Origin of the sequence: Sebaldella termitidis ATCC 33386 (assembly GCF_000024405.1) — a bacterium.
In the GTDB taxonomy this organism is placed as follows: Bacteria; Fusobacteriota; Fusobacteriia; order Fusobacteriales; family Leptotrichiaceae; genus Sebaldella; species Sebaldella termitidis.
This window is the reverse complement of record NC_013517.1, coordinates 1,673,109-1,698,182: the sequence shown is the minus strand read 5'-3', so window position 1 is coordinate 1,698,182 and position 25,074 is coordinate 1,673,109. Positions and strand designations below refer to the sequence as shown.

20 protein-coding genes and 1 riboswitch are annotated in these 25,074 nt (G+C 34.4%); of the genes, 1 reads left to right on the top strand and 19 read right to left on the bottom strand.

The features are described 5' to 3' along the window. Positions 1-146: 146 nt before the first annotated feature. From STERM_RS07810 to STERM_RS07770, 9 genes are all read right to left on the bottom strand, one after another. Positions 147-8,366 carry an autotransporter domain-containing protein gene (locus STERM_RS07810; RefSeq protein ID WP_012861046.1) on the bottom strand — a complete coding sequence of 2,740 codons (8,220 nt, stop codon included), beginning with the start codon at positions 8,364-8,366 and terminating at the stop codon, positions 147-149. Between the two features lie 385 nt (positions 8,367-8,751). Next, positions 8,752-9,195 (bottom strand): hypothetical protein, encoded by a 444-nt coding sequence (locus STERM_RS07805; protein ID WP_012861045.1) that lies wholly within the window; start codon positions 9,193-9,195, stop codon positions 8,752-8,754. Positions 9,196-9,216: 21 nt separating this feature from the next. Continuing rightward, complete coding sequence (locus STERM_RS07800) at positions 9,217-9,627, bottom strand: hypothetical protein (RefSeq protein ID WP_012861044.1); 411 nt, start codon at positions 9,625-9,627, stop codon at positions 9,217-9,219. Positions 9,628-9,735: 108 nt separating this feature from the next. Beyond that, complete coding sequence (gene asnA, locus STERM_RS07795; protein ID WP_012861043.1) at positions 9,736-10,746, bottom strand: aspartate--ammonia ligase; 1,011 nt, start codon at positions 10,744-10,746, stop codon at positions 9,736-9,738. Between the two features lie 29 nt (positions 10,747-10,775). After that, entirely contained in the window at positions 10,776-13,217 is a 2,442-nt protein-coding gene (mprF, locus tag STERM_RS07790; protein ID WP_012861042.1) for a bifunctional lysylphosphatidylglycerol flippase/synthetase MprF, read from the bottom strand. A gap of 37 nt (positions 13,218-13,254) precedes the next feature. Continuing rightward, entirely contained in the window at positions 13,255-13,701 is a 447-nt protein-coding gene (bcp, locus tag STERM_RS07785; RefSeq protein WP_012861041.1) for a thioredoxin-dependent thiol peroxidase, read from the bottom strand. A gap of 113 nt (positions 13,702-13,814) precedes the next feature. After that, positions 13,815-14,456 (bottom strand): HIRAN domain-containing protein, encoded by a 642-nt coding sequence (locus tag STERM_RS07780; RefSeq protein ID WP_012861040.1) that lies wholly within the window; start codon positions 14,454-14,456, stop codon positions 13,815-13,817. A gap of 133 nt (positions 14,457-14,589) precedes the next feature. After that, positions 14,590-15,318 carry an HAD family hydrolase gene (locus STERM_RS07775; RefSeq protein WP_012861039.1) on the bottom strand — a complete coding sequence of 243 codons (729 nt, stop codon included), beginning with the start codon at positions 15,316-15,318 and terminating at the stop codon, positions 14,590-14,592. 178 nt (positions 15,319-15,496) lie between these two features. Continuing rightward, positions 15,497-16,834 (bottom strand): MATE family efflux transporter, encoded by a 1,338-nt coding sequence (locus tag STERM_RS07770; RefSeq protein WP_012861038.1) that lies wholly within the window; start codon positions 16,832-16,834, stop codon positions 15,497-15,499. A gap of 67 nt (positions 16,835-16,901) precedes the next feature. Beyond that, positions 16,902-16,999, bottom strand: a riboswitch (guanidine-I (ykkC/yxkD leader). 127 nt (positions 17,000-17,126) lie between these two features. Between STERM_RS07770 and STERM_RS07765 the strand changes: the two genes are divergently transcribed. After that, the gene (locus STERM_RS07765; protein WP_012861037.1) at positions 17,127-17,711 is read left to right on the top strand and encodes a TetR/AcrR family transcriptional regulator; all 585 of its coding nucleotides are present in this window, start codon (positions 17,127-17,129) and stop codon (positions 17,709-17,711) included. A gap of 205 nt (positions 17,712-17,916) precedes the next feature. Here the strand turns inward: STERM_RS07765 and mnmA are convergent, their stop codons facing one another. From mnmA to recO, 10 genes are all read right to left on the bottom strand, one after another. After that, positions 17,917-18,996, bottom strand: a complete 1,080-nt coding sequence (gene mnmA, locus STERM_RS07760; RefSeq protein ID WP_012861036.1) for a tRNA 2-thiouridine(34) synthase MnmA — start codon at positions 18,994-18,996, stop codon at positions 17,917-17,919. Positions 18,997-19,144: 148 nt separating this feature from the next. Beyond that, complete coding sequence (locus STERM_RS07755) at positions 19,145-19,822, bottom strand: DUF1905 domain-containing protein (protein ID WP_012861035.1); 678 nt, start codon at positions 19,820-19,822, stop codon at positions 19,145-19,147. Positions 19,823-19,951: 129 nt separating this feature from the next. Next, positions 19,952-20,233, bottom strand: a complete 282-nt coding sequence (locus STERM_RS07750) for a hypothetical protein (RefSeq protein ID WP_012861034.1) — start codon at positions 20,231-20,233, stop codon at positions 19,952-19,954. A 19-nt stretch (positions 20,234-20,252) separates the two neighbouring features. Further along, positions 20,253-21,695: a S1C family serine protease gene (locus tag STERM_RS07745; RefSeq protein ID WP_012861033.1), complete on the bottom strand. Its 1,443-nt coding sequence runs from the start codon at positions 21,693-21,695 to the stop codon at positions 20,253-20,255. A 26-nt stretch (positions 21,696-21,721) separates the two neighbouring features. Beyond that, positions 21,722-22,210, bottom strand: coding sequence for a hypothetical protein (locus STERM_RS07740; protein WP_012861032.1), 489 nt, complete (start codon positions 22,208-22,210; stop codon positions 21,722-21,724). A gap of 92 nt (positions 22,211-22,302) precedes the next feature. Beyond that, entirely contained in the window at positions 22,303-22,584 is a 282-nt protein-coding gene (locus STERM_RS07735) for a septum formation initiator family protein (RefSeq protein ID WP_012861031.1), read from the bottom strand. A gap of 72 nt (positions 22,585-22,656) precedes the next feature. Beyond that, a complete protein-coding gene (locus STERM_RS07730; protein ID WP_012861030.1) occupies positions 22,657-23,469 on the bottom strand; it encodes a DUF368 domain-containing protein in 813 nt (270 codons plus the stop codon). Beyond that, positions 23,466-23,930: a transcriptional regulator NrdR gene (gene nrdR, locus STERM_RS07725; protein WP_012861029.1), complete on the bottom strand. Its 465-nt coding sequence runs from the start codon at positions 23,928-23,930 to the stop codon at positions 23,466-23,468. The genes STERM_RS07730 and nrdR overlap by 4 nt, the downstream gene beginning before the upstream one ends. An 11-nt stretch (positions 23,931-23,941) precedes the next feature. Next, positions 23,942-24,403, bottom strand: coding sequence for a PTS sugar transporter subunit IIA (locus tag STERM_RS07720; protein WP_012861028.1), 462 nt, complete (start codon positions 24,401-24,403; stop codon positions 23,942-23,944). An 11-nt stretch (positions 24,404-24,414) separates the two neighbouring features. After that, complete coding sequence (gene recO / locus STERM_RS07715) at positions 24,415-25,074, bottom strand: DNA repair protein RecO (protein ID WP_012861027.1); 660 nt, start codon at positions 25,072-25,074, stop codon at positions 24,415-24,417.

Below are 25,074 nucleotides of genomic sequence, written 5' to 3'. Positions count from 1 at the left end.
CCCGATTTACTAAAAAACTTCCTGTAATGATCAATACTACAGGAAGTTTTTAATTTACTTTGTGAATATCATTGTATAACATCTGTGATTGCTCTGCTGCTCCTGCTGCCGGTCTACAATAACACAAAGCTAATTATCCCTAAGCGCTAGAATACTATTTTCAAATCAACCCCGGCTCTGTAATCCTCTTTTTCACTGCCATCCGCAGAATAAGCCCCTGTTAAGAAAATCCCGTATCTGTCATTCATTTCTACGCCTATTGCTGCTCTTGCCGCGATTCTTCCTTTATTTTCATCAGGCTTAGCCAGTTTATGATAATTTTCTTCTACTGCGAGCAGTTTTGCTGATTCTCGTTTATTTAAATCTGCAAGTTCATATTCATAAAACAGGTCTAAATTTCCTTTTAATTTCCAGCTTTCATTTGTTCCTAAAGGAACAGATGCCTTCAATTCCATACCAGCCCGCGGTTTCACGCTCCATGCATCATTACTCTTCACTTCCAGAGCTTCAAGCCCGCTTTCTTCAAATGATGGTCTTGTTACATACATTCCTGCTAATGCACCATAAGGCATTACACTAATGTTTTTGTTAAGCTGAAATTCTCTTCCTGCTATATTATCAATTGTTATACTGTATGTTTCATATGTTCCGTTCATTTCAGATCTTCCGGATGAATCTGTCCAGTCTATGTTTCTGTCAGTATTATGCAAAGTTGCTCTTCCTGTAAGATTATTAATAAATTTCCAGTCATTTACTGTGTATTTATTATGAATTCCCGCCTGTAATGTATCTGCTTCCTCTTTACTGCTGCTTCCGTCGTCAAAATCAAAATTCGTATGCAAATATCCAAGTGAATATCCGTATGTATGTCTGTAAGTTCTCTCTACTTCTCTCAAAGCCAGCACTCCGACACTTTCATAATCATAAGAAGGTACACCGTCAGCTTTTTCACCAGTTTTCCCCGCACCTGTAATTATATTTATTTTTACGTTTTCTTTTGTATTATTAGAAGAATTCTGAAGCAATGCAAGAGAATTATCAAAAATTTCCGCTATGTCTTCCTCTCTCTGATTTATATTGGAGTATATATTTCCTCCCAAACTCTCCATAATTCTGTCAAAATCTTTTTCCTTTGTTATTTTGTCAATTTTATCATAAATTTTCAGTGCATTTCCACTGGCATCTTCATATTTTGAATCCAGCACTTCTGCAAAGTCATAGTACCATTTTCCGGCTGAAAATTCTGTATAATCAAGCTTCTGCATCCAGATATCTACATTTCCCTGACTGTTTATATCAGGAATTGCATTCCACGTCAGTGATTCTGACAATACAGACAGCATACCGCTGTTTATTCCTCCTGATGTTCTCGGGTTAAATACATTTTCCAGTTTATAAACAGTACTGTTTGTCCCCTGTGAAAAATCACTCATCACAGTAACAGGCTCGCTTACGCTGAAGCTGTCAGCCTTGAACTGCACCGCATCTGATATCAAAAACTTTGCATTTACATCCTCTGCTGTATATCCAAAAGCAGATATTTCAGATACTGTAGGTGTTCTCACAGAAGACGGGTCTACCTTTATATTTATTTTTATACCGTCAGCTTCAAATTTTTCTTCTACATTTATTACACCCGCATTTGTTATGCTGGGAAGTATATAGCCTGAATTACCGTCTGTTATCAAAGCCTTATTTGTAACATTTCCGTATAAATTAATTGTACCGCTGTTTATAAGCTGAGAACCTGACTCCATCAAAATACCTGTGCTGTTATTTCCGTGTAATTCAATAGTGTTGTTATTTTCAACGCTGGAATTTGCTATTGCGTAGATTCCTATACTGTCATCTCCTGTTAAAGTTATTACTCCGTTATTTATCAGAACAGCATCTATTCTTCCGGCCATTCCTATTGATTTATCACCGCTGAGTATTATTGTCCCGTCATTTTGAATTGTTCCGTTTTCTGCAAACATTCCTATTGCACCATACTTTGAAGATTCTATAATACCGTAATTAACAGCAGCTGTACTGTTATTTTTACTGTATATCCCCACTGCATTTTCACCGGCAGTTATTTTTGTCCCGGCACTGTTTTCAATTATTGAATTATCCCCGTATATTCCTACTGAATAATTGTTATTTGCAGGAATTGACAAATCTGTTATTATGCTGTCTCCCATTATAATATCTCCTGTATTTAACACCGCTGAATTCTTAGAATAAATTGCAGTTACCCCGGAATTACCCTGAGCATCCAATACTCCCGAATTACTGATTCTGCTGTTTAATCCGTAGAAAATTACTGCTTTTTCTCCATTTGCCAGAATATTACCCTGATTATCCGCTTCTGAATCCTTTAAATAAAATACTGTACTATTTTTATTTGCACTTAAATTCGAGAAATTTGTTATCTTTGAACCATTGTCCTGTATATAGAAGCTTACACTATTTTCACCTGCATTTACATTACTACTGTTATTTGTTATTACTGAACCGTTTACTGCATATACTCCTGCTGCTCTATTATTTCCCACAGTAATTTCAGAACCGGCTGCTATATTTACTGTTCCTCCGGAAGAATAAATTCCTGTTGAAGCATCTCCAAATACTATTTTACCGTTTTGTACTGTCGCAGCACCGTCGCTGTATATTCCTATTACACCGGAAGCACCTAATATATCTCTGTTATTATTTATTATTACTGCTTTATCCCCGTATATTCCGGTTTTGGCTTTATTCGAATCAAGACTGCTGCCAAGATTAATTTCACCATTATTATTCACAGTTATCTGTCCTAAAATTCCCAAACTGCTGTCTTCACCCACAGCATAAATTCCTGTTGAATTTTCTCCGCTTACATTTATTTTCCCGGTATTTACTGTATTATTTACTGCTCCGGATGCTGTCAGCACCGAATAAATTCCTGTTCCGCCTTCACCGTTTATATTTATATCTCCGGCATTGGCAATATCCGTATTCTCTCCTGCCGCTCCCCATGCTTTCTGTCCGTTTAGATTTATTACATTGCTGTTTGTATAAAGCCCGGTATTTTGTAAATATATCCCTGTACCATTATCCGCAATATCCAGAGATAAGCTACCGTTTATTCCTGCTGAAGAACCTGCTGCAAATATTCCTGTTCCATTGTCAGATACTGTTATCTTTGTCGGTGAAATAAAGTTTATCACACTGTCATTAAGATATATATACGGATTTTCTCCTGTTGTACGGTTCCCAAGACTGTAATTTACCACAGAACCATTCTCTGCATAAACAAGACTTCCCTTAGTATCATCTATATTACCGCCGTTTAAGTTTACTGTTGTATTATTTGCCGCAAAAGCAATTCCGTTATCTTTTATACTAATATTACCATTATTCGTAACAGTACTGTCTTTGGCGTAAATTCCCGCTGAAGTTCCCAAAGAAGTCAGCGAGCTTCCTGTTACAATACTTCCGTTATTTGTAATATCAGAATTCTCGGCATATATTCCTATACCATTATCTCCGAGTATTATTGAAGAATTGTTGATTATTGCTGTTATTACAGAAAGTGAGGAATTTTTTCTCCCGTATATTCCTATATTTCCCACACCTGCCGCTCCTCCAGTGATCGCACCGTTATTCTCGATATAGGAAGCACCTTTACTGTAAATTCCCGCAGAATTATTATAATCTAGAGATATTGTTCCGTTATTTCTCAATTCTGTAAGATCAAACAAAGAACTTCCTTCTCCGTATATACCTATACCTTTTTCTCCTGCCTTTATCAGAGCCACTGTGTCATTATAGGCCCTTGCATTTTTTACGCTTATTCCTATGGAATTTACAGCATTTGTTAAATCTATTGTCCCAAAGTTATTTGCTTCATAAGGATTAGCTCCTGTTGTTTTATAATCTTCTGCAGCTATTCCTACAGTTCCGTCAGAGCCGCTTACAGCTTCTATCAGTGAACCGCCCATATTATTTATTTCCCCAGATACTACATATCCTGTGATACTGTTTCCTACTGTAGTTACAGGACCAACTATATTTATTATTCCGTTTGCTATTCTGCTTCTGATTACTGTTGCTCCAGAATCCAGAGAAATTACAGTTCCGCCGTTATCATTTATAACAGCTCCATTTTCTCCCCATATACCTATTCCAGAACTGCTGAATGTCATACTGCTTCCGCTTCCGAAGGTGAATTCTCCGTTGCTTTCCACATATGCTCCTACACTTCCGAAACCGTTAAGAATAATATTTCCTGAATTAAGATTTACATTTGATCCTTTATTTACATAAATCCCTGTTCCGCCTTCAGTTCCGCCACCTATTGTTATCTGACCATTATAAATAAGTATACTTCCGCTTCCGGGAGTTCCGTTTCCGCCTGCTGCATACAGCCCTATCCCGTCAGCTCCGGCATATAGATCATTACTTATTGCTCCTGCTTGACCGTCTGTATAAAGAGCTACTGCATAATATTTTCCGGTACCGGTATTGACCGTATCTCCTGTTTTTATGTCTTTTGCATATGTAAGCCCAGATCCGCCCTTTACCACAAGAGCTATCTGTCCGTCAGAAGCAGTTATGTCAGGTGTAGTATTGTCAATATCGCCTCCGCTGTAAACCAGCACCCCGTATCCTGTAATTGTTCCTAAACCTGTTCCTCTTAATTTGGCTCCGTTTACCAGATAGTATGCTATATTTGTCTGATCTGCAGTTCCGAGATTGATAGTGCCTCCTCCTGTAATCTCTGTGTTATTTCCTGTACCGTATACGGCTATTCTGTTTCCTGATGGTGAAGAGCCCAGAAGGCTTACATCATTCAGATTAATAGTCCCTACGCTGCTGACTTTGACATTATCCGAGTATATTCCCACACTTTCTGTATTGCGTATATTGATGATTCCCAAATTTTTTATATCATAAATTTTTGCTCCGGATATAGGAAATGTTCCGTTATATTTTGCATATATTCCTGCACTGTCATTTCCTGAAACATTTATTATTCCAGAATTTTTTATATTAATTCCGCTTGCTCCCGATATAGGGCTTGAACCTGTATCATCAGACAAAGCATAAATCCCGGCTGAATTATTTTCCTCTGCTGTTACTGATCCGTTATTTATCACATCAGATTCTTCCACAGCAAAGAGTCCGGCTGAATCAGCGTCAGTCAGAACGACGTTTCCATTATTTGTCACTGATCCGTATTTTATATAAATTGCCGTTGCTCCGGCTAGACTATTTTTCATAGTTATTATTCCGTTATTTATTACATTCGTATTTGCTTTATTCACACTTACACTTGTACCGGTTTTGGAATATACCTTCATTCCGATGTCAGTATTTAATGCCAGTCCTTCTGTGCCTGTGGTTACCTGATTTTCTATTGTTCCGTTTTCTGCAAGATAAGCCATTGTTCCGGTTCCGACGGTCACAGCTCCCGGAGACATCAGAAAATCACTGATTTTTGTATCATTAATTAATATACTTCCGTTATTTGATACAAATGTTAATGTTGTATTGCTGCCCAAACCAGAAATATGTATTCCTCCCAGTGTATTTGTAGTAATTTTTCCTCCGTTTGAATAAGCCATAACAGAATTATCATCCATATTAATTTCCAGATCCTGAATATCAAATGTTCCTCCTACCCCTGCAAAATTTACTGCTGAGCGTGAATCTGCCTCGCTAATTTTATAATTTTGTAAAAGTGCCACTGCATTTTTTCCGATTCTTACAGCTGCTGTGTCATTTGCATAAAGTGTAGGATTAAGATCGTATTTTATTCCTTTTTTAAATTCTGCTGTTGCTATCCCGTCCGAATAAACTCCTACACTTGTATACTGACTGGTACTGCTGCCTGTTATTACCGGTGCTGCTATAGAAGCTCTGGTTAAAGCCAATCCTGAAGGATTTGAAACAGAAAAAGCCGTATTTGACTGTTCCAGCCATAATCCTGTTGCACCGTCAGCCGCTTTTATTGCTGCATTCTGTGCCCAATTACCATTTACAATTATATCTCCGGGGGTATAATGACTTTCCTGTTCATTCAGATTTTTCATTTCTGCCAGTGAGCCATTCACTGCATACACTGCAATAGTTCCTGCCTGCTTTGTTTCAATAAGTCCGTTATTTATCAGAACAGCACTTTTTTCATCTTCATTAGTAAGAAGTACACCGTTTGTCCCGGCTGCATTTACAATAATCTGACCATAATTATGATTTTTAGGCTGATTGGTTCTGTCTGAATTCAGTGCATTTCCGCTTTTGATATACAGCCCGGAAGAATTAATACTATTTACTATAATTTCGGAAGCATTTTCAAGATTTCCTTCATTTTGTACAAAACCGCCCACTGATGAACCTGCTGTAGATTCAAGTACAATTCTTGCCTCTCTTCCTGCCAGCGGTGCGACATACGAGTCATTTCCCGGAATAGAAACTGCCTGATTATTTCCTGTATAGGCTACGAAGCTGTTACTATCGGCAACTACCATTCCGTAGTTGTTCTCTCCTTTTATGATTATTTCTCCTCTGTTAAGTATATATCCGTTTTTCTCTGCACGTATTCCCGAACTGTAAACAGCATTATTCCACAAAATTATTTTTGCTGAATTTTCCGCAAGTCCGAAAAGTACATCTGCACTATATCCCGGAAGAGATGCATAATCATAACTCTGCGAGTATGCGATCAACGGCTGGTTTGTATACATTCCCGTTGCTCTTTCTACCAGTGCCTGATTTCCTGTTGATACAAGATTGCCATTTTTGTCATAAATGGTATTCCCATTGTCATTATCCTGTAAAAATGAAGAATTATTATTTCCTACATTTATTTCTCCTTCATTTGACCACAGATGGATTGCCTTTTTTATTGCAAATCCTGTTGATTCATCGCCAAGTACATTTATTGTTCCCTGATTGGCTATGCTGGAAGTATAGGCTGATTCAGTGCTTATCCCGAAATTATATAAGCTGGTATCATCTCCGGCATAGGGTGAAGTCATAAATCCGTAACTTCTTGATCCATATACATTTATTGTTCCAGATTGTGCATTAAGTGCTCTCTGACGTACATTCATCTGGTCACTGTTATTAAAAATATATGCATACTTTGTATATCCCGAATCATATGTGGCAATAGCCGTACTATTTACCATAGCAGTGCTTCCTGGATCTATATCAATATCCGGCATCAGAAGAAAGCCTGTACTATTCGGTGACAGCATAGTTATATCACCAAAATTCTCCATCCTTACCTGTATATTTTGCGCTGTATTAGTTGGTATGTAGCCCATTCCCACCTGCTTTGTAAATACTCCGTTAGCAGGAGGCACTGCCAGCCCTATCAAAGCACTGTATTTTTGTCCGATTATCGCATTTTTTTCTGTTCCCCAAAGATATTCCGTATTTATCAGCGAGAAATCCGTAGTTTTGTCAAAGCCCACTATTCCCCCAGTGTACGGCTGTATTACAGCACCTGCAGTATTAGAATTTTCAAGATTTATTACTGACAGGTTACCGTAAGTCCCCACTAATCCTGAACCTCTTACTACCAAAAGGGCAACTGCATTTTTCCTTTTTATTCTGCTCTCCAATAACCCGTTATTTACAAGGGTATTTGTACTATTCCATATATCGTTAACTCTGTATATAATATCATCAGGAGAAGTTTCACCCAGTGTAGTTGAAAAAACCGGTCCCAAATATGCCGAAGAATAAGGTGTAGTCATATAATTCATCTGTAAGTTAAAGACCTCCACTTCATCCAGAAGTATATTCAAAGGTGTCGGCTCAGCCTGTAATTTTATTGTTTCAGATTCTTCCGCGTTCAAATTCATTGACAGTGAAAATGGATTTACATTTAAATTGATATCGGGCTTCACTGCTGAAAACATATTTACATTTCTAATTCCGGGATCATTTAAAGTCAAATATCCGGCTGTTAACCCTGAATTTTTTTCCATATCAGCCGGGCTGACCCCCAAAACGTCCTTCATAGGAATATACATTCCCAGATTCACGCTCATCGGTACCTTGCTGTACCCGTATTCATAATCGTTTTTATCTGTAAATTTTTTATTTTTTACATTATAAAAACCACCGAAAAAAATCTGCCACTCCAAATATTCCGGTTTGACTATATAGTCATTCTGTTTGTATAAATCTCTTAACTCTGAGTTTCTTTTATTCAAAATCTCTTCAATGGTTTTGTAAAAATTCTGTTCTTTCTTTTTGTCTGATATATTTTTTACTATTTTTGTATATAAGCTGTCATATTTTTTTATAAAAGTATTTTCGCTAGATTTTGCATTCCAAGCTAAACTAAGGGCTAAGAAACTAAATAATAATTTTTTATAATCTTTCATAAATATCCTTCTTTTTTTAAATTACCTTTCATTTTATTTTTTTGGTAGAAACATATAGTTATATATTTAAGATTACAATATTATTTAGAAAAAATCAAGATAAAAAATCAAACATTCGGATAATCAAAAAAATGTAGTACATTTTCATCTTATTATTTAATACTTCTCATAAATTTATTAATCAAAAAATTATTTTTATATACAATTGTTTAAATCTTTCTTTTTAAAAAATTGGTTTATTTGAATAAATATATTAGAAAACCGGATTTTTTATCTTCATTAATCTGAGCTTCAAATTCGGAAATATTTGTTTCTTTTTTATATTGTTAATTCCTGCTTCTATTTAATTGCAAAATCTACTTTATTTTCTTATTAAAAAACAAAGCTAATCTTCTTTCCATAAATGCGGAAATATACTTTTATCCTTTAGATAATATTCTATCGGACTGTCAGTCAAAGCGCTGTCAAAAAAATTCAGTCTTTTAAAGTCTTCAAAATCAATATCAAATTCTGATAAAACCTTTAAAAGATTTGAATTTTCATTGTTTCTTTCAATAAAAAATCTTTTTATTCTTGTATCTTTATCCTCAAGAACATAGTCATAATCAAGCCCCCATTTAGTATCTGTATATTCTTCTTTATGTTTTATATATCTTACTTCGTAAGATGCTATTGGAAGAAGATTATTTCTGTATATTTGTTCTTCTTTTTTTTCTATCGGAAAAATTAATACATAAGCCTTCATTCCAGGTTCTGCACCTATTATCTCAAAGCCGACTCTGACCTTTTTCCTGTGAAGATATTCCAGTAATAATTCAGGCAGTTCCATAATATTCCTCCTTCCTAAATATCAATCATTTTCTGTATCCGGATCATGAGATTTTACTTTCCATGGCATCCTTATCTCAGGGAACTTCTCCCGTTCTTTCCGGACTATCTCATCCGGAAGGTCTCTAATCAAAATCGCAGTAAGATATTTACACATATCAGAATATGTTACTGCTGTTCGACCTCTTGGAATTAGAATAAATTCTCCCTCAGAAACCTGATATCTTTTATTTTCACGGAAAAATTTAATCGTCCCGTTTTTCATAAATATCATTTTGCTTATATTGTGGCTTGGACATGTGAATTCATATGAAGAAGAACTATACGACATTCTGAATAAATCATTTCCCAGTAATTTTATAATTCTTCCTTCAGATACAGGCTTATCAAAAAAATCTTTCCATTCATATACTTTCAAATCTTCAAAGATCATATTTTTCCCTTTCTGAAAATAAAAACTTCTATTTCATGTTCACACATATGTATAAAATAAACAGAAAACACTTTCTGACAGTTTTTTATCAAAAAGTGTTTTTATAGCTTATAATAAATTTATTCCGTTTTCTTTACATATTTTTTCTGTTTCCTCGCTCCATATAGATGCCTGAACCTCTCCTACATGAGCCTTTCTCAAAAAATACATACATATTCTTGACTGTCCGATTCCTCCTCCAATGGTAAGAGGCAGAGTATTTGATTTTACCATTTGGTGATACTGCATATTTAGTCTGTCCAGCGCATTTGATATATGAAGCTGCTTTTCAAGAGAGTCGCTGTCTACTCTTATTCCCATTGATGAAAGCTCTATAGCACAGTCCAAAAGCGGATTCCAGAATATAATATCCCCGTTCAGATTCCAGTCATCATAGTCCGGAGCCCTTCCGTCATGCTTTTCTCCTGATTCCAGTACACCTCCGATTTTTTTCAGAAATATTGCGCCGTATTCTTTTGCAGCAGCACCTTCTCTTTCTTTCGGAGTAAGATCAGGATATTTATTTTCCAGCTCCTGTGTAGTTATAAATGTTATTTTTTCAGGAAGCCATTTTTCTCCAAGCTGTGGATACTCTCCCAAAGTAAATGCTTCTATAGATTTAAATACATCAAACAGCTTTTTCACGATTCCTTCAAGAAAGTCCTCTGTTCTGTCTTCCTTTTCGATAACTCTTTCCCAATCCCACTGATCCACATAGATAGAATGCAGATTAGATGTTTCTTCTTCACGTCTGATTGCGTTCATATCAGTATAAAGTCCTTCGCCGTTTTGAAACCCATATCTGTATAAAGCCATTCTTTTCCATTTTGCAAGAGAATGTACTATTTCTACATTAAGATCAGTAATATTGGGTGCCGTAAAGCTCACCGGATGCTCCTGACCGTTCAGATCATCGTTTAATCCTGTATTTCTTATTACGAATAAAGGGGCTGATACTCTTGTTATATTCATTTTTTCACTAAGCTCTTCCTCAAATCTATCCTTGAGTTTTTTTATTGCCACTTCAGTTTCCCTTATGTCTAAAGGCGTTTTATAATTTTTTGGTACTATAACTTTCATTGATTTTTATCCTCCTGATTTAATTTGATTTATTTTTTAAAGAAACCTTTCATTCCGCCAGAAATCAAGGAAACCGTATTACTTACTATTTTAAGCGGGTTCCCGTAAAAAGCCACATATTTCGGCTTCCATTCGGGATCAAATTTATTCTTGAATTTTTTCAGCCCGTCAAAATTATAGAAATGATTGCCATGTTTATATATAAATATCCCGGCTTTATTCCACAGATTAACTAATCCTGTATTTTTATCCTCTATTCCCGACAAGGGTGCCATTCCGAGATTAAAATATTTAAATTCGTTTTCTTTACCATGCTCCATTATTTTCATAAACAAAAAGTCCATAATACCGTTTGGTGCCTTATCTGCATCATATCTCATAAGATCAATGGATATCTCGTTTTTATCTCCAGAATAAAATAAATTGGCAAAAGCATATATTTCATTATCCTTTATTATAACTGCCGTATCAAAATTACGCATATATTCCTTTGTAAAATTACCCAGCGAAAAGCTTTTTTCCTTTACACTTTTAGTCTTGAGCCAGATATCGGATATTCTTTCCAGCTCATCAAGATATGGTTCTATATCTTCCTTTTTGATTATTTTCATTTCATACTCTTCTTTTGTAAGCTTATTATACGTATATCTCAGAGTTTTCTTTTTATCGCCCTTAAGTGAAAAATTCTCAAGGTTAACCAGTGCTTCCTCGCCTATTTTTAGTATAGTCAGTCCTATATCCAGATAATAGTGGAGGTTTTCTTTTCCTACCTCATAAAAAATAAGAGATTCAAGACTGTTTTTCGTTTCCAAAAAATAGTCCCATATGATTTCGGATATTTCACTTTCATTCCCTATAGGATCACCCATTACAATACGGGTATTCTGATACTTTCCGTACATAAGAAAAGCTTTTTTATTATCGCTGAAATATATTCTTTTATCATTTAAGTAGACAAGGTTTGACTCAGAATCAGAAGATGTTTTCATAATTTCATCCACTGCTTCTCTGGAATCATTTAATACTGTGTATTTTTCCTGTGGTACAGGTCTTAAAATTTTTATTACGGAAAATATAAATGTAAATAACCCTATCGCAAAGATCATTCTCAAAACTCTGGGAGCTCCTTTATGAAACTCGAACTGCCACCATAAAAGACTGCTGTAAGGCGTCTGCTTATAAGAAAAAAGACCAAGCCAGATAGATGATATAAGTACCATTATAATTAAGACTGTCCATTCCGGATTTATTCCGTTATGAAATAAGGAGCTTTTTCTATAAAAAAACTTTTTTGACGGAATAAGAAGAATCAGAACGAAGATAAGAACCATTACTGTCCCGTATCCTGCACCTTTGAACAGGAGAGAAAATATACCGAAAACCAAAGCACACACTGAAACTCTGTATGCCAGATTTATCCTGTTCTTAATTGCATAGCTCAGTAAAATCAAAACTATACCAATTATACTTCCCAAAAAATGAGAAATCTCCAGCACACCCAAAGGAATAATTTTTTCAAGAAAAGTTATTCTGCTTATTGCAGGCGGTATCGCACCAGATATTAAAAGTATCATTCCGCTGGTAAAGCAAAATGCCGCCAGAAGTATCGGAATCAGAAATTCATAAGTTTTCGTTATTTTTTCAGCTTTCTTGGTAAATTCCAGTACCAGATATGTAATTATAGCACCGAGTAAGGGAACTAAATAATATATAACCCTGTAAAGAAAAATCGCTGCAAGTATTCCGTTACTGCTGCCCAGAAGCTTTAGAAAAACAAATTCAAATGTTCCTATTCCCCCAGGAAGATTACTTACTACACCTGCAAACTGTGCCAGACAAAAAATTCCTAAAAACAGAAAAAAATCAGGTCTTTCCGGCAAAAAGATATATAGTACAAGTCCTGCTGCAGCCCAGTCAATAAATCCCACTATGAGCTGTTTTAATACTATACTTCTTTTTATACTCAGTTTTTTTATATCAGGTATTTTCCAGCAGTAAATCATAAGCAGGATAATCAGCGGAACTGCATATATTTTCATATTGACTGCTGCCGAAACAGCAGCAGCCGTTATCAGTCCCACCCAGAAGGAAACCATTGTAAATAAAGATATCTTTATTATTTTTCCCTCTGGTATCTTTAATGCTCCATACAGTCTGAGCCTTATTGCCGAGGACGAAATCCCGGAAAATCCCAGACTGTTTCCGAATGCAAAGGCTGTAAACGAAACAGGAATTATTTTTTTGAATGAAAGCTTTTCATCTTCATTGCGTAAAGCCAGCAAATCATAAAAAGTCAGTATAAAATAATTCAGTCCCGCTGTAAGAAGTCCCAAAATTATCACTGATATACTGTATTCATTTACTACTTCTATAATATGCCTGATATTATAATTCTTCAGTTCTCTGTATAATAAAAAGAGAATTAACACAAAGAATAACAGCTTTAATATCAAAATAACCTTCTTTTTCATTACTACCTCTTTTGGTCAGACCGGATTTTTATTAAAATTATAGTTTTTTCAATTCTTCTGTTACTTCCTCTACATGGTTCTTTACTCTTACATTTCTCCACTCTTTTACGATATTTTGATCTTTATCTATAAGAAAAGTACTTCTTACTATCCCCATATATTCTTTTCCGTAATTCTTTTTCAGCTGCCATACTCCATACATTTCACATACCTTATGATCAGGATCGCTTAACAGCAGAAACGGAAGATCATTTTTTTCTATGAATTTCTCGTGACTGTTTATAGAATCCAGACTTATTCCCAGTATCTCGGCATTTCCTTCTTTTATCACACTGGAATTATCACGGAAATCACAGGCCTCTGTAGTACATCCTGGTGTAGAGTCTTTGGGATAAAAATACAGAATTACTGCCTTCCCTTTATAGTCACTCAGACTTACATCCTTACCGTTACTTGCCTGAAGTGTGAAATCCTTTGCTTTCATATAAGCCTCCCTGTCTTGTTATCTTTATTTAGTTTTGTATCTTATTTGAGTATTCAAATAAGATACGGCTGTTTTTCCGTTCATTATTAAAACTGATACGTTAAAGAACAGCACTAGTCGTACATATAAATTTTTAATGCTATTGCTTCATCTGTAGGTATCGCAAGTGCATAAAGCTTCTTTCCCGAATCTACAAGTCTTGCAAGAACTTCACTGTGTTCTTTCGGCACATAGCCCACTTTCTCTTTTCTGTCATTATATGCCGCTACCATATTTATATATGTTCCGGAAAATTCCCTGAACAGATCAAGTGTAGTCATATTCTTTATTTTCCAGTTAAAATTTCTTATATATTTTGTCCCGTCCAGATATGTGTCCAGAAGGAATACCCTTTTTGTACTTTTCATATATTTGTCCATAAGCAGCTTTGAATACTCAAATATCATATTCTTTCCTACTTCTATGGTTTCTTTTCTTCCGTTTCTCTGTAATAAAAGAAGACTATTCCCGAATCTAAATTCAGTAACAGTATAATTCCCCTGTTTTTTTAATAACTCAAAATGCTCCATCAGCTCTTCAAACATCATTACTTCTTTTTGTAAAATCTGAAAACAGCCTCTTTGTATTTCTATAGATTCATTTTCTATAAATGAATAATAAAACCTACCATCAGAAAAAATTTCTATCTCATAACTTCCTCCATAAAACAACCCTTCAAACTCCAGCTTTATTCCCTCAAATCTGTTAGACATCATATTTTTTCCTCCTAAATACTTTAGTATTCATGAAACAAAGTTTTCAAAAAAATTTCAAAATAGAGACTATTTTGTTTTTTTATTGCATACTTAATAATAGCATTAGACTTCCCCGAAATGCAACAGGATTTATTTACTGTACCTTAACATGAGAATCCAGACTGTAGATGACATCCTTTCTTTCTACTATTATCTGTATTCTTTCAGACAGCTCCTTATCTTTTTTTATTTTTTTTATCAGTCTCATAGCAGGATTTATCGCTACAGGAAACTTCACATTCTTAAACATAGTAAGATCGCCTGTGGTATCCCCGTAAGCATAAGACTTGGAAAAATCTATGCTGTACTTATCACAAAAATAATTAATAGCTTTCTTTTTGCTTTTAGCATCCCACATGGGTACCACTTCTCCTGTGAATATATTATTTTTATCCACAAGATACTTTGAAGCCATAAAATCATCCACTTCATATTTCAGCGCCATTTTTTCCACAAGAAAATCCGGACTACCTGAAATTATAATTATTTTATGTCCTTTTTCCTTATGCTCCATTAGTTTCTGCCTTGTGTATCTGTAAACTCTTTCCCATTTCAAATCAATTACTCTTTTCGCCAGAAACTCCACATCATTTTTATTCAGATTTTTTAATGCATCTACGTAAGTTTCTACTAATTCCAGCAAATAGTCGTCATAGTTGCCGTTTCTTTTTTCCCAATGCTCAAATTTCTGCTTTACACGACCTGTCCATGAAGACATATTAATAAATTCATATTTTACGAGCATCTTAAAATGTTCTATTAAAAGTGAATCTCTGTAAATTGTACCATCTATATCAAAAAATGCACCTATATTTTTTTTCATAATATTCACCTCCTTTATATAGTATCTTAAAATGACTATTTTTTCAAGAAAATATACCATATTTTTGAATTTAAATTAATATATTATAAAATTTAAGGTTCTTTCAGTGGAATATAAAAAACAGACAGTAATTCTGAGATAACTCCTCTGAAACTGTCTGCTTTTATTATTAAACAAACTATAAAATTACATGCTCTGCTCTTTTTTCTTTTTCATCACGCAGTGTAAAGATACAAATTCCCAGAATTACAAGAAAAGCTCCAGCTTCTGCAAACGGCATCGAAAGCCATATTCCAAGGCTTCCAAAAAACACTGGAAGTGTCATAAGGGCTGCATACACAAATACAGTACTTCTTATTACAGCTATTACAGAAGCTGTTTTCACTTTCTGTACCGACTGAAATATTGAAATTGCCAAAATATTTATACCTGCTAAAATAAAGTTAACGGAGTATATTCTCAGACCATATACAGTTACAGCTGTTAATTCTGAATTATTCCCCGAGAAAATTTCTGTTATCGGACGGGCAAATACTATTATCACTGCTGTACTAACTATTCCTATAATTCCTGCAAATATAAAGGACACTCTGGTATAAAATTTCAGCTCTCTGTCCTTTCCTGCACCGTAAGCCATACTTATCAGTGGCTGTATCCCCTGAGAAATCCCCAGATAGAATGTGAGTACTATAAGAGCTACATAACCTATAATTCCATAAGCTGCCACTCCCTGCTCACCCAAAATTCTTATTATCACAAAATTATGAAGATAAGTTACTATTCCTAGGGAATATTCAGTAATAAAAGCGGGAATCCCTGCAGTCAGTATCTTTTTACAGTATCTAAAGCTAAAAGCCGATAAGCGGAAATATAAATCCCCTTTTTTAAGAAAAAAATGCGGCATCATGATTAATATGCTAAATACAGGTCCTAATCCGGTAGCAAGTCCTGCACCTTCTATCCCCATATTAAATACAAAAATAAACACATAATCCAATATCCCGTTTGCCAAACCACCAAATATCATGGCAATCATTCCGAGACCGGGTTTATTGTCATTTCTCAAAAATGTCGCCAGTGCATAACTGAGAATAAGAGCAGGTGAAAAATAAAGCAGATATTTCAAATAATCACACACTAATTCTGTCATAGTTTCATCTGCTCCCAGTATACGAGCCAAATCTTTTAAAAATACTATTCCTGAAATACTGATTACAGCCGAAACCAGAAACAGTAATGCCAAAGATGTATTTAATACTGTATTTGCAGTATTTTTACTGCCTTTCCCCAAATAATACGAAATATAAATTCCTGCTCCTACTGACAAAAGCATACTGACTGCTATCAGTGCTTCCAAAAACGGCACACTCAGAGTTACGGCAGCAAGGGCCTTTTCACCTACACCTTTCATTACGAAAAACCCGTCTACAATTATATAAACAGAATTCACCATTAATGCTGTCACACTTGGAATTACATATCTCAGCATATTCTTTAGATTCTTTTTTCTTTCCATTTTTTTCCCTCCTGAATAAAAATTTTTGAATAAAAAAAAGAAAAGCCCGGGAGCGATATTGTTAATATCCTCCTAGGCTTTTCTCCTTCCGTGTCCGGTATAATTACCGTGTTTTCTCTCGGACCAGACTAATTTATATATTACGGAACCCTAGAAAATCTAAATTTATTCAATTTATAGCTATAATACTAAATTCTCAAAAAAAAATCAAGTTTCTCAATATTCTATTTGACAAGAAACAAATATAGTTATAAAATTATGTGTAAAGTAAAAAAATTCTAGGCAGGCTATTATGAAAAAGACTGAAATAAAAAAAAGAAAAGTTATTGAAGAAAGCGCGAAGCTTTTTTATTTTAACGGATACGTAAATACCGGACTGAAGGAAATCCTGGAAGTTTGTAATATTCCAAAGGGTTCCTTTTATTATTATTTTAAAAATAAAGATGATCTGCTTATTCATGTCATTGATTATCATACTAACAATATAATACGTTTTTTTGACAGAACTGTAAATGATCTTTCCATTCCTAAATTTAAGGTATTTTTTCATAATTTTTTCTCAAATGTGGAGCTGAACAGCTACCACGGAGGAAGCCCTCTCGGCAATATTGCCAATGAACTGTCCGATGTAAATGAGGATATAAGACAGCATCTGCTTTTATCATACAGAAAAATAGAAATGAAGTTTTCTTTCTTTTTATCCATGATGAAAAATATAAATCCCAACTACAAGACACTTCAGGCAGAGGAAGTAGCAAGAGTTCTTGTTTCTCAGATGGAAGGAACTATGCTTAAAATAAAGCTGGAGAAAAAAGAAAATGCCATTACTGACTTTTTCTTTATATTCGATAAGCTTCTGAAAGCCAATGCAGGATAATGAAATTATTTATAAAATAAAAAAGATGTTCTCTCCTTTATGTGAGAACATCTCTTTTTTATATTACATATTTTGCCCTGTCCGTATACTCAAATTTCTTCCTTGGAAGACATGTACAATTCTTCTATTTTACATAGTAATGCCTTCATTTTATATTACCTTATTCTGTTATAAAATACCATAACCAAAATCTGTAAAATATTAACTACTTAATGATTTCCTTTATTATTCCTCCGCCAAGACATTCTTCATTATCATAAAGCACTACTATCTGACCAAGAGTCACTGCTTTTTCAGGCTTGTCAAATGTCACCCTGTAACTGTCTGTCCCGGCCTTTTCTACTGTAACTCCCACATCTTTCTGTCTGTATCTGAATTTTGCAGTACATTTCAAAGGAAGCTCCCTTTTATTTATAAAATTAAAATTATCCGCAATAAGAGCTTTTGAATAAAGTTTTTCATGATCTCCGCCCTGAACAACTATAAGCTCATTTTTTTCTAGATCCTTGTCAGCTACAAACCACGGTTCACCGGAACCGTCCTTTGTATTTCCTATTCCGATTCCTTTTCTCTGTCCGATTGTATAATGCATAAGTCCTACATGGTTTCCCAGATTTTCTCCATCAGCAGTTACTATTTTACCGGGCTTTGCAGGAAGATACCTGTTCAGAAATTCTGCAAAATCTCTTTCCCCGATAAAGCATATTCCGGTACTGTCTTTTTTCTTTGCTGTCTTAAGATTATATTTTTCTGCTATTGCCCTTATATCCTTTTTATTATATTCACCTATAGGAAATATGACCTTGTCCAGCTGTTCCTGACTAAGCTGGCATAAAAAATATGTCTGGTCTTTATTATCATCAAGTCCTCTGAGAAGTCTGACTTTCCCGCTGTCTCTCTCAATTCTGGCATAATGTCCTGTTGCTATATAATCAGCACCTATTTTCACGGCATAATCCAGAAATGCCTTGAATTTAATTTCCTTATTACACATAACATCAGGATTAGGAGTTCTTCCGGCCCTGTATTCATCCAAAAAGTACGTAAAAACCCTGTCCCAGTATTCTTTTACAAAATTCACCGAATAATAAGGAACATCAAGTTGCTCCGCTACGGCTATCACATCTTTATAATCCTCGTCTGCCGGACAGACGCCGTTTTCATCTGTTTCATCCCAGTTCTTCATGAATACTCCGATAACCTCATATCCCTGTTCTTTTAATAATATTGCTGCCACAGAAGAGTCTACTCCTCCTGACATTCCTAAAACTACTCTCTTTTTCACATTAATCACCTAAACTATTTTAACAAATATCAGATGTATTTACAACTTTTTACTTTTCCTGATATTCGCCGTCTGTATATTGATATTTAATCTTATTCTCTTCTCCGTCTTACTGCTTATTTAAAATATATTTTCCATTCCGCTTCAGTTACACTTTTATCTCTAAAAAAGAAATTATCTTAGCTCTGTTATATTTTTCAGAAATTCCATATACAGGATCATAAAATTTCTTATCAAAATAAACAGCCATATGACTGCCCTTTAAGCTTTTTTCATCCCTTATATTCAAAATACAGCATTTCGAAAGCTCAATATCTTTTTTTTGTGTATAAGTTATTTTTTCAGAATGTTCTATTCCAAAATAATTCAGTGTTTCAATGACCCTGCTAAAGCTCGCCTGCCATTTCCCGCATTTCATTATTTTTATTATTTCCTTGATGTCCGCCCCTGATAACATCGCAAGACACGCCTGTCCGCATAAGCCTGCTTCCGGCTGCAAAACCAGATCTATATTGTCTATTTTTCTAACCGGCTCTTTCTTTGTATACGGACTTCTGCTGTTAATTCTGCTTAATTCTTCTATTATTTCAAAACTTACCTTTAATTCCCCTGTTTTACCCAGTTTGTCTGAAAAAGCTTTTAAAACCGGAATATAATAATTTCCGTGTCCTTTAGGAACCAGCTTACACTCAAAAACAACACTTTCAATATCCGCCTTGACCGGAATCATCCCTTTTTGTCCGCATGTCTCCCATACATTAAAAGGAATTTTTATGTAATTTCTGTTTCCATCCCTGAATATTTTTCCGATAAATGAATATTTCATACATAAACCTCCCTAATCTCTTATATTATAAAAAATTATTCTTCATAATATAAATTATTGGTAATCAATACTCCAAATATTTAAAAAATATCCGGTTTCCACGGATATTTCTTATTTTATTAATTAAATTCATTGAATGTAATCTTTCATCTCTACACTTTTTATACTTCCATCTTCATTAATCAAAACAAATATAGGATTCGTAGGACTATACAGAACTATTTTCCATTCTCCGTATCCGGATTTGAATATTGCCGTATTTTCCTTGTCTATGTCCAGTCCGTATACTCGCTTTACTTCATTTATTCCTATTTCCAGTATCTGATCTTTTGTGTACACGGAAGTTTTTGGTACAGTTACAGCTGTACACGATATAAAAAGCAGCATTATTAAAAATATCAGTTTTTTCATAATTGCCTCCAGATTAGTTTTAACGGGAAATATCAAGTATATCAGCAGACATTTCCCTGTCTATGCTGTAATTTTGAAATATTTCAGGATTTCTTTTTTCTACCTGACGGGTATCAAGAACTATCTCATTTCCGTCAATATCTTCAAATTTCATAAACTGCTCGTCTGATGTCTTTACTATTCTTACAAAATCTCTGAAATCGGTATAGCTCTCTCCGTTAACCCGTGTAATTATCGCATCGTAATAATTGTTATAACCTATATTTACATCATCTGAAAGCACCCTTACCAGCACTACCAGTTCTGTTTTATTTTGAAGTCCCTGTATGCTGTCTACGTCTTCCGGAAGCTTTATCGGAGAATTATTAATATAAATATCGGTAAGCGGTTCAAAAATCAATCCCCCGTATATAAAATATGTGGGCGGCTCTTCAAATGAGCTGTTTTTTATAAGATCAAAAGGAATTTTGTCCTTTGTCAGCTTTATTTCTCCGGAAACCTTCTTTCTGTCTCTCATTACTTCATATCTGAGAAATTCCCCAAAATTCTTATTTTGTACTACATAATTAAAATCTGTTCTTTCATTTTTTCTGAACTCCACTGTCCCGTCATATTCTATCGGATAATTATCCAGCTTCAAAAGGACATCTCCTTTTTTCAAAATATCCTCAAACGGAGAATTTTTCTTTATTTTTTTTATTAATATCCCAGTTGATGTATTTTCCACTCCGAGCATTTTTCTATGTGACGGGCTTTCAAGCTCTGACCAGATAATACCCAGTTTCGGCATCCCGTCATAATTTCCGTCTTTTATATCATTTAAAAAATGTTCCACGATCGGCGTAGGTATAAAATATCCTATATTATCCGCACCAAGCAGTCCAGAAAAGGCCACTCCCACTATTTTCCCCTTGGAAATCACCGGTCCGCCGCTGTTTCCGGGATTTATTGCCGCATCTGTCTGCCCTATAAGAAACTTTTCTGTTGTCAGAGTATACTTGCTGTGCTCTATTCTGGATACTATCCCTTCTGTTATACTCAGCTTGTCCCCGCCCATCGGATAGCCGTAAATAGCTACTTTATCCCGGTTCATCGGTATTCCTGAGAATTTTAACGGAACAGTGCCGTTAAAGAATCCCGGTTCCTCTACTTTTATTAATGCCAGATCATACTCTTCGGAAATGAATTCTACACTGGCCTTATATTTTTTTGACTCTCCTTCTTTTCTAACCTGAAGAAACCTGTTGCTCAATACTGCATGAGCATTGGTAAGAATTCTGTTTCCGTCTACTATAAAGCCTGTCGAAGTGGAATTATAATCAGACCCGTTCTGCCAAGGACTTCTGTAATCATACTGCTGATGTGTAGAATAAATCTTTACAATCGAGGACTTTATTTTATCAGTCCCGTAAGATATCTGCAGTAAAACTAAAAAGAATAACATCAGAAAAATTTTTTTCATATTTTAATTCCTCTCCCCGTAAATTTTTACCCCTCTTCATTTATAAGAAATTTTTTACCTACTCTCTGCTCAAGTATTTTCAAAAATTTTATCGAATGATTTATATTTAGGTTCAAAATGTATTCTTTTTTGTCATTGCTTATTATTTCCAATGCTCTCCCCACTCTTGAAGCTGAAATTCTTCCTATTGTCAGTGTGGCTGATTTTATCTCATTCAGTTTTATTCTGTGCTTGCCGTATTTCAATGTTTCTCTGTCCAGTGTTATCCTGTAAGCCAAAGTCCTGAAAAGTGAAATCAGGGCATATAATATCAAAAGAATCGAAATAGTCATTTTTATATTATAGTGATTTTTCAGGGAGTCTGCGAGAGCAATCCCTCCCAGTATCAAAATAGCCAAAAAAAAGAAGCCTGTCCGCAAAAGATACGTATAAGACAAACCAAAAGAGTATTTTTCCCTGTTGTCGGAAACCTCTGCATTTTTAAACTCATTTACGTAATTTTTCCAGTTATACATCTTATCACCTGTCCTAAATTTTAGAATTAACTGTAAATAAACAGTCTTTATACCCTGTAAAAGCCACATGAAAATGTGGCTTATATCTATGATTATTCTACTACTTTATATACTGTTTCTCCTTTTTTATGTAAATCGAGCCTGTCTCTTGCAAGTCTCTCTATTTTTTCATTTTCTTCTATTTTCTTTATTTCTTCCTCAAGAGTCTTCCTTTTCTTCTCTAGTTCATCTATCTTAACCTGTGCATCGCTGACTTGTCTTTTTAGCCCGTTCCTTCTTATGTTAAGCTGTATTCCTTCAATTAATATGTTTAAAACAATAAATAAAAATATTATATTAAAAAATACCTTAAATATGTTCTTTCTCTTTATCATAAAATTCTCAACCTTTATAACTTTTTTTTATAAACTCAAAATAACTTCCTGAAAAATATTATATCATATAATCTAATTTTTTATTACTGATAATTTCAAAACCAAAAATCCGCCTGCTATAAAAAAGAGAATATCAAAAAATAAATTCCCTATAGTTATCGGCGATGGTATGATTCTTACCGTTGAACCTATGATTATTCCCACTGCCGCAGAAATTGTTTCTTCCCTGTATCTTTTAAAAAAGCTGTCCATGACTTTAGACAAAAGTAAAATCCCAGTTATTGTCCCGAATATCATTATGAATATCGCAAAAAAATTAGTTTCTGCAAAAAATTTTGATATGTTGCCGTATTCTCCGAATATCAGCAGCAGAAAGCTTACGGATAATCCCGGTAAAATCATTGCTCCTGCCGAAATAAAAGAAATCAGAAATAATTTTATTATGTAAAAAATATTACTTAAGTCAGGGAGCATATTAAAACTTTTATTTTGAAGTCCTATTATCCAGATAATAATTAATCCTGAGAATCCAAATATAATGTCTTTTGGTTCTATCTTCTGCATTTTTTTATTTAGAATTCCCGGTATTGAAAATAGTATCAAACCTAAAAAGAAAAATCTCAATATTTCCTCCTGAGTTTCAAAAAAAACTGCTAAAATTTTGAATGCGGCAAATACGCCGAGGATAATTCCAAACCCGACTTCCGCAAGCAGATAAAGTCTTTTTGTAAATTTCGGACTTTTAGTATCTGCTATATTACTAAGAGCATCTATAAATTTTTCATATATACCCATCAAAAAAGCTATTGTACTGCCCGAAACTCCGGGGACAGCACAAGAAACACCAATAAAGAAACCATTTAGTATATTTTCCAACGCCTTCATTTTTTCCCACTTTCAAAATTTATTTTTTCTATTTCCTTCAAAAAATTTTCCAGGCTGTTAAACTTTTTATATACTGATGCAAATCTTACGTATGCTACCTCGTCCAAATCCAAAAGATAAGACAGGGTCATATCTCCCAGCTCGCTTGACTTCACAAGACCGCTGTATTTAGTCAAAATATCACGCTCTATTTTTTCCAGTATTTCTTCCACTTTTTCCATGTCTACAGATCTTTTTTCAAGAGCTCTCATGATACCGTTAAATACTTTTTCTCTAGAATAAAGCTCTACAAAACCGCTCTTTTTTTCTACCCGCAGAGAAAGATCACCTATTTTTTCATAGGTTGTAAATCTTTTTTCACAGTTTTCGCATTCTCTTCTTCTCTTTATTGTAGTTCCATCAAGATGATTACGACTATCAACTACTTTTGTATTATCGCTACCACAAAATGGACATTTCATAAGAACACCTCTTAACTTTCTTCGTTATTTATTATCTCTATAATTTTTTCCGGTGTATCTGCTGCTAAAAGACTGTTTCTAAACTTATCTTCTCTTATTAATCTTGATATTCTAGCCAGAATTTTCAGATATTCCTGATTACCGCTAAGAGGAGAAAGGAATATAAAGAATATTTTTACAGGCTCCTCATCCATAGAACCGTAATTTATTCCCTCCCTTGAAATACCAAAGCCTACAAGAAGATCTGTTACAGCGTCAGTCTTAGCATGGGGAATTGCCACACCTTTCCCTATTCCAGTCGTACCCAGTTCTTCCCTTGCAAAAAGACCGCTTAATGCACGTTCAGGGGCTGTTACTTTTTCAGACTCCTGCATTGTTTTCATTAATTCTTTTATTACTTCATTTTTTGTTTTTGATTTCAGATTCAGATTTATCAAATCTTTATCAAGGTAATCTATTATTTTTATACTCATATCATTCCCTCCTAAACAAAAAATTTGTAGTTCAAATTTCTGTTTAAATTATAATTTATATATTTTTCCAGAGAAATTATCATTTCTGTTATTTCATCTATTGTATATAAGCTGCTGTTTATTACTTCTTTAGCCGAGCTGTTCAAAATATTCAGAAGCTTTTCCCTGTTATCTTTTTCAGTAAGATTCAGAATATTCTCATGTTCATATATTCCCTGTGTAAGTATAATATCCTTCAAAAGATAAAGTACCAGATAGCTGAGAAGGATTTCAGTTTTTTTCTCATCCTCGGATAATGTATTTATGTACCCAAATAAATTTTTTATCTTTTCGTAAAATTCAATATCTTCCGAGTTATGCTCATAAATTTTATCTATAAGGTGAAGCAGGTAATAAGAATATTTCAGTTTGAGAAAACTGAGCTGTATTTTCGGGAAAAAAGCCGTAAGTGTAAATGAATTCGAAGAATATTTCGAGTTTTTCTCATATATCAGAAAATCCGTTACGGACATTAATTCTACAGCCAGTTTCTCTCTTCTTTTTGATTTTCTTATTCCGTTTATATAAATATCTATTTTTCCATATTCCTTTGTAAATACCTTCAGTACAAGGTCTGCTTCCTTGACATTTGTCTTTTTTATTACAATTCCTTCAGTTTTTAGTATATCCAT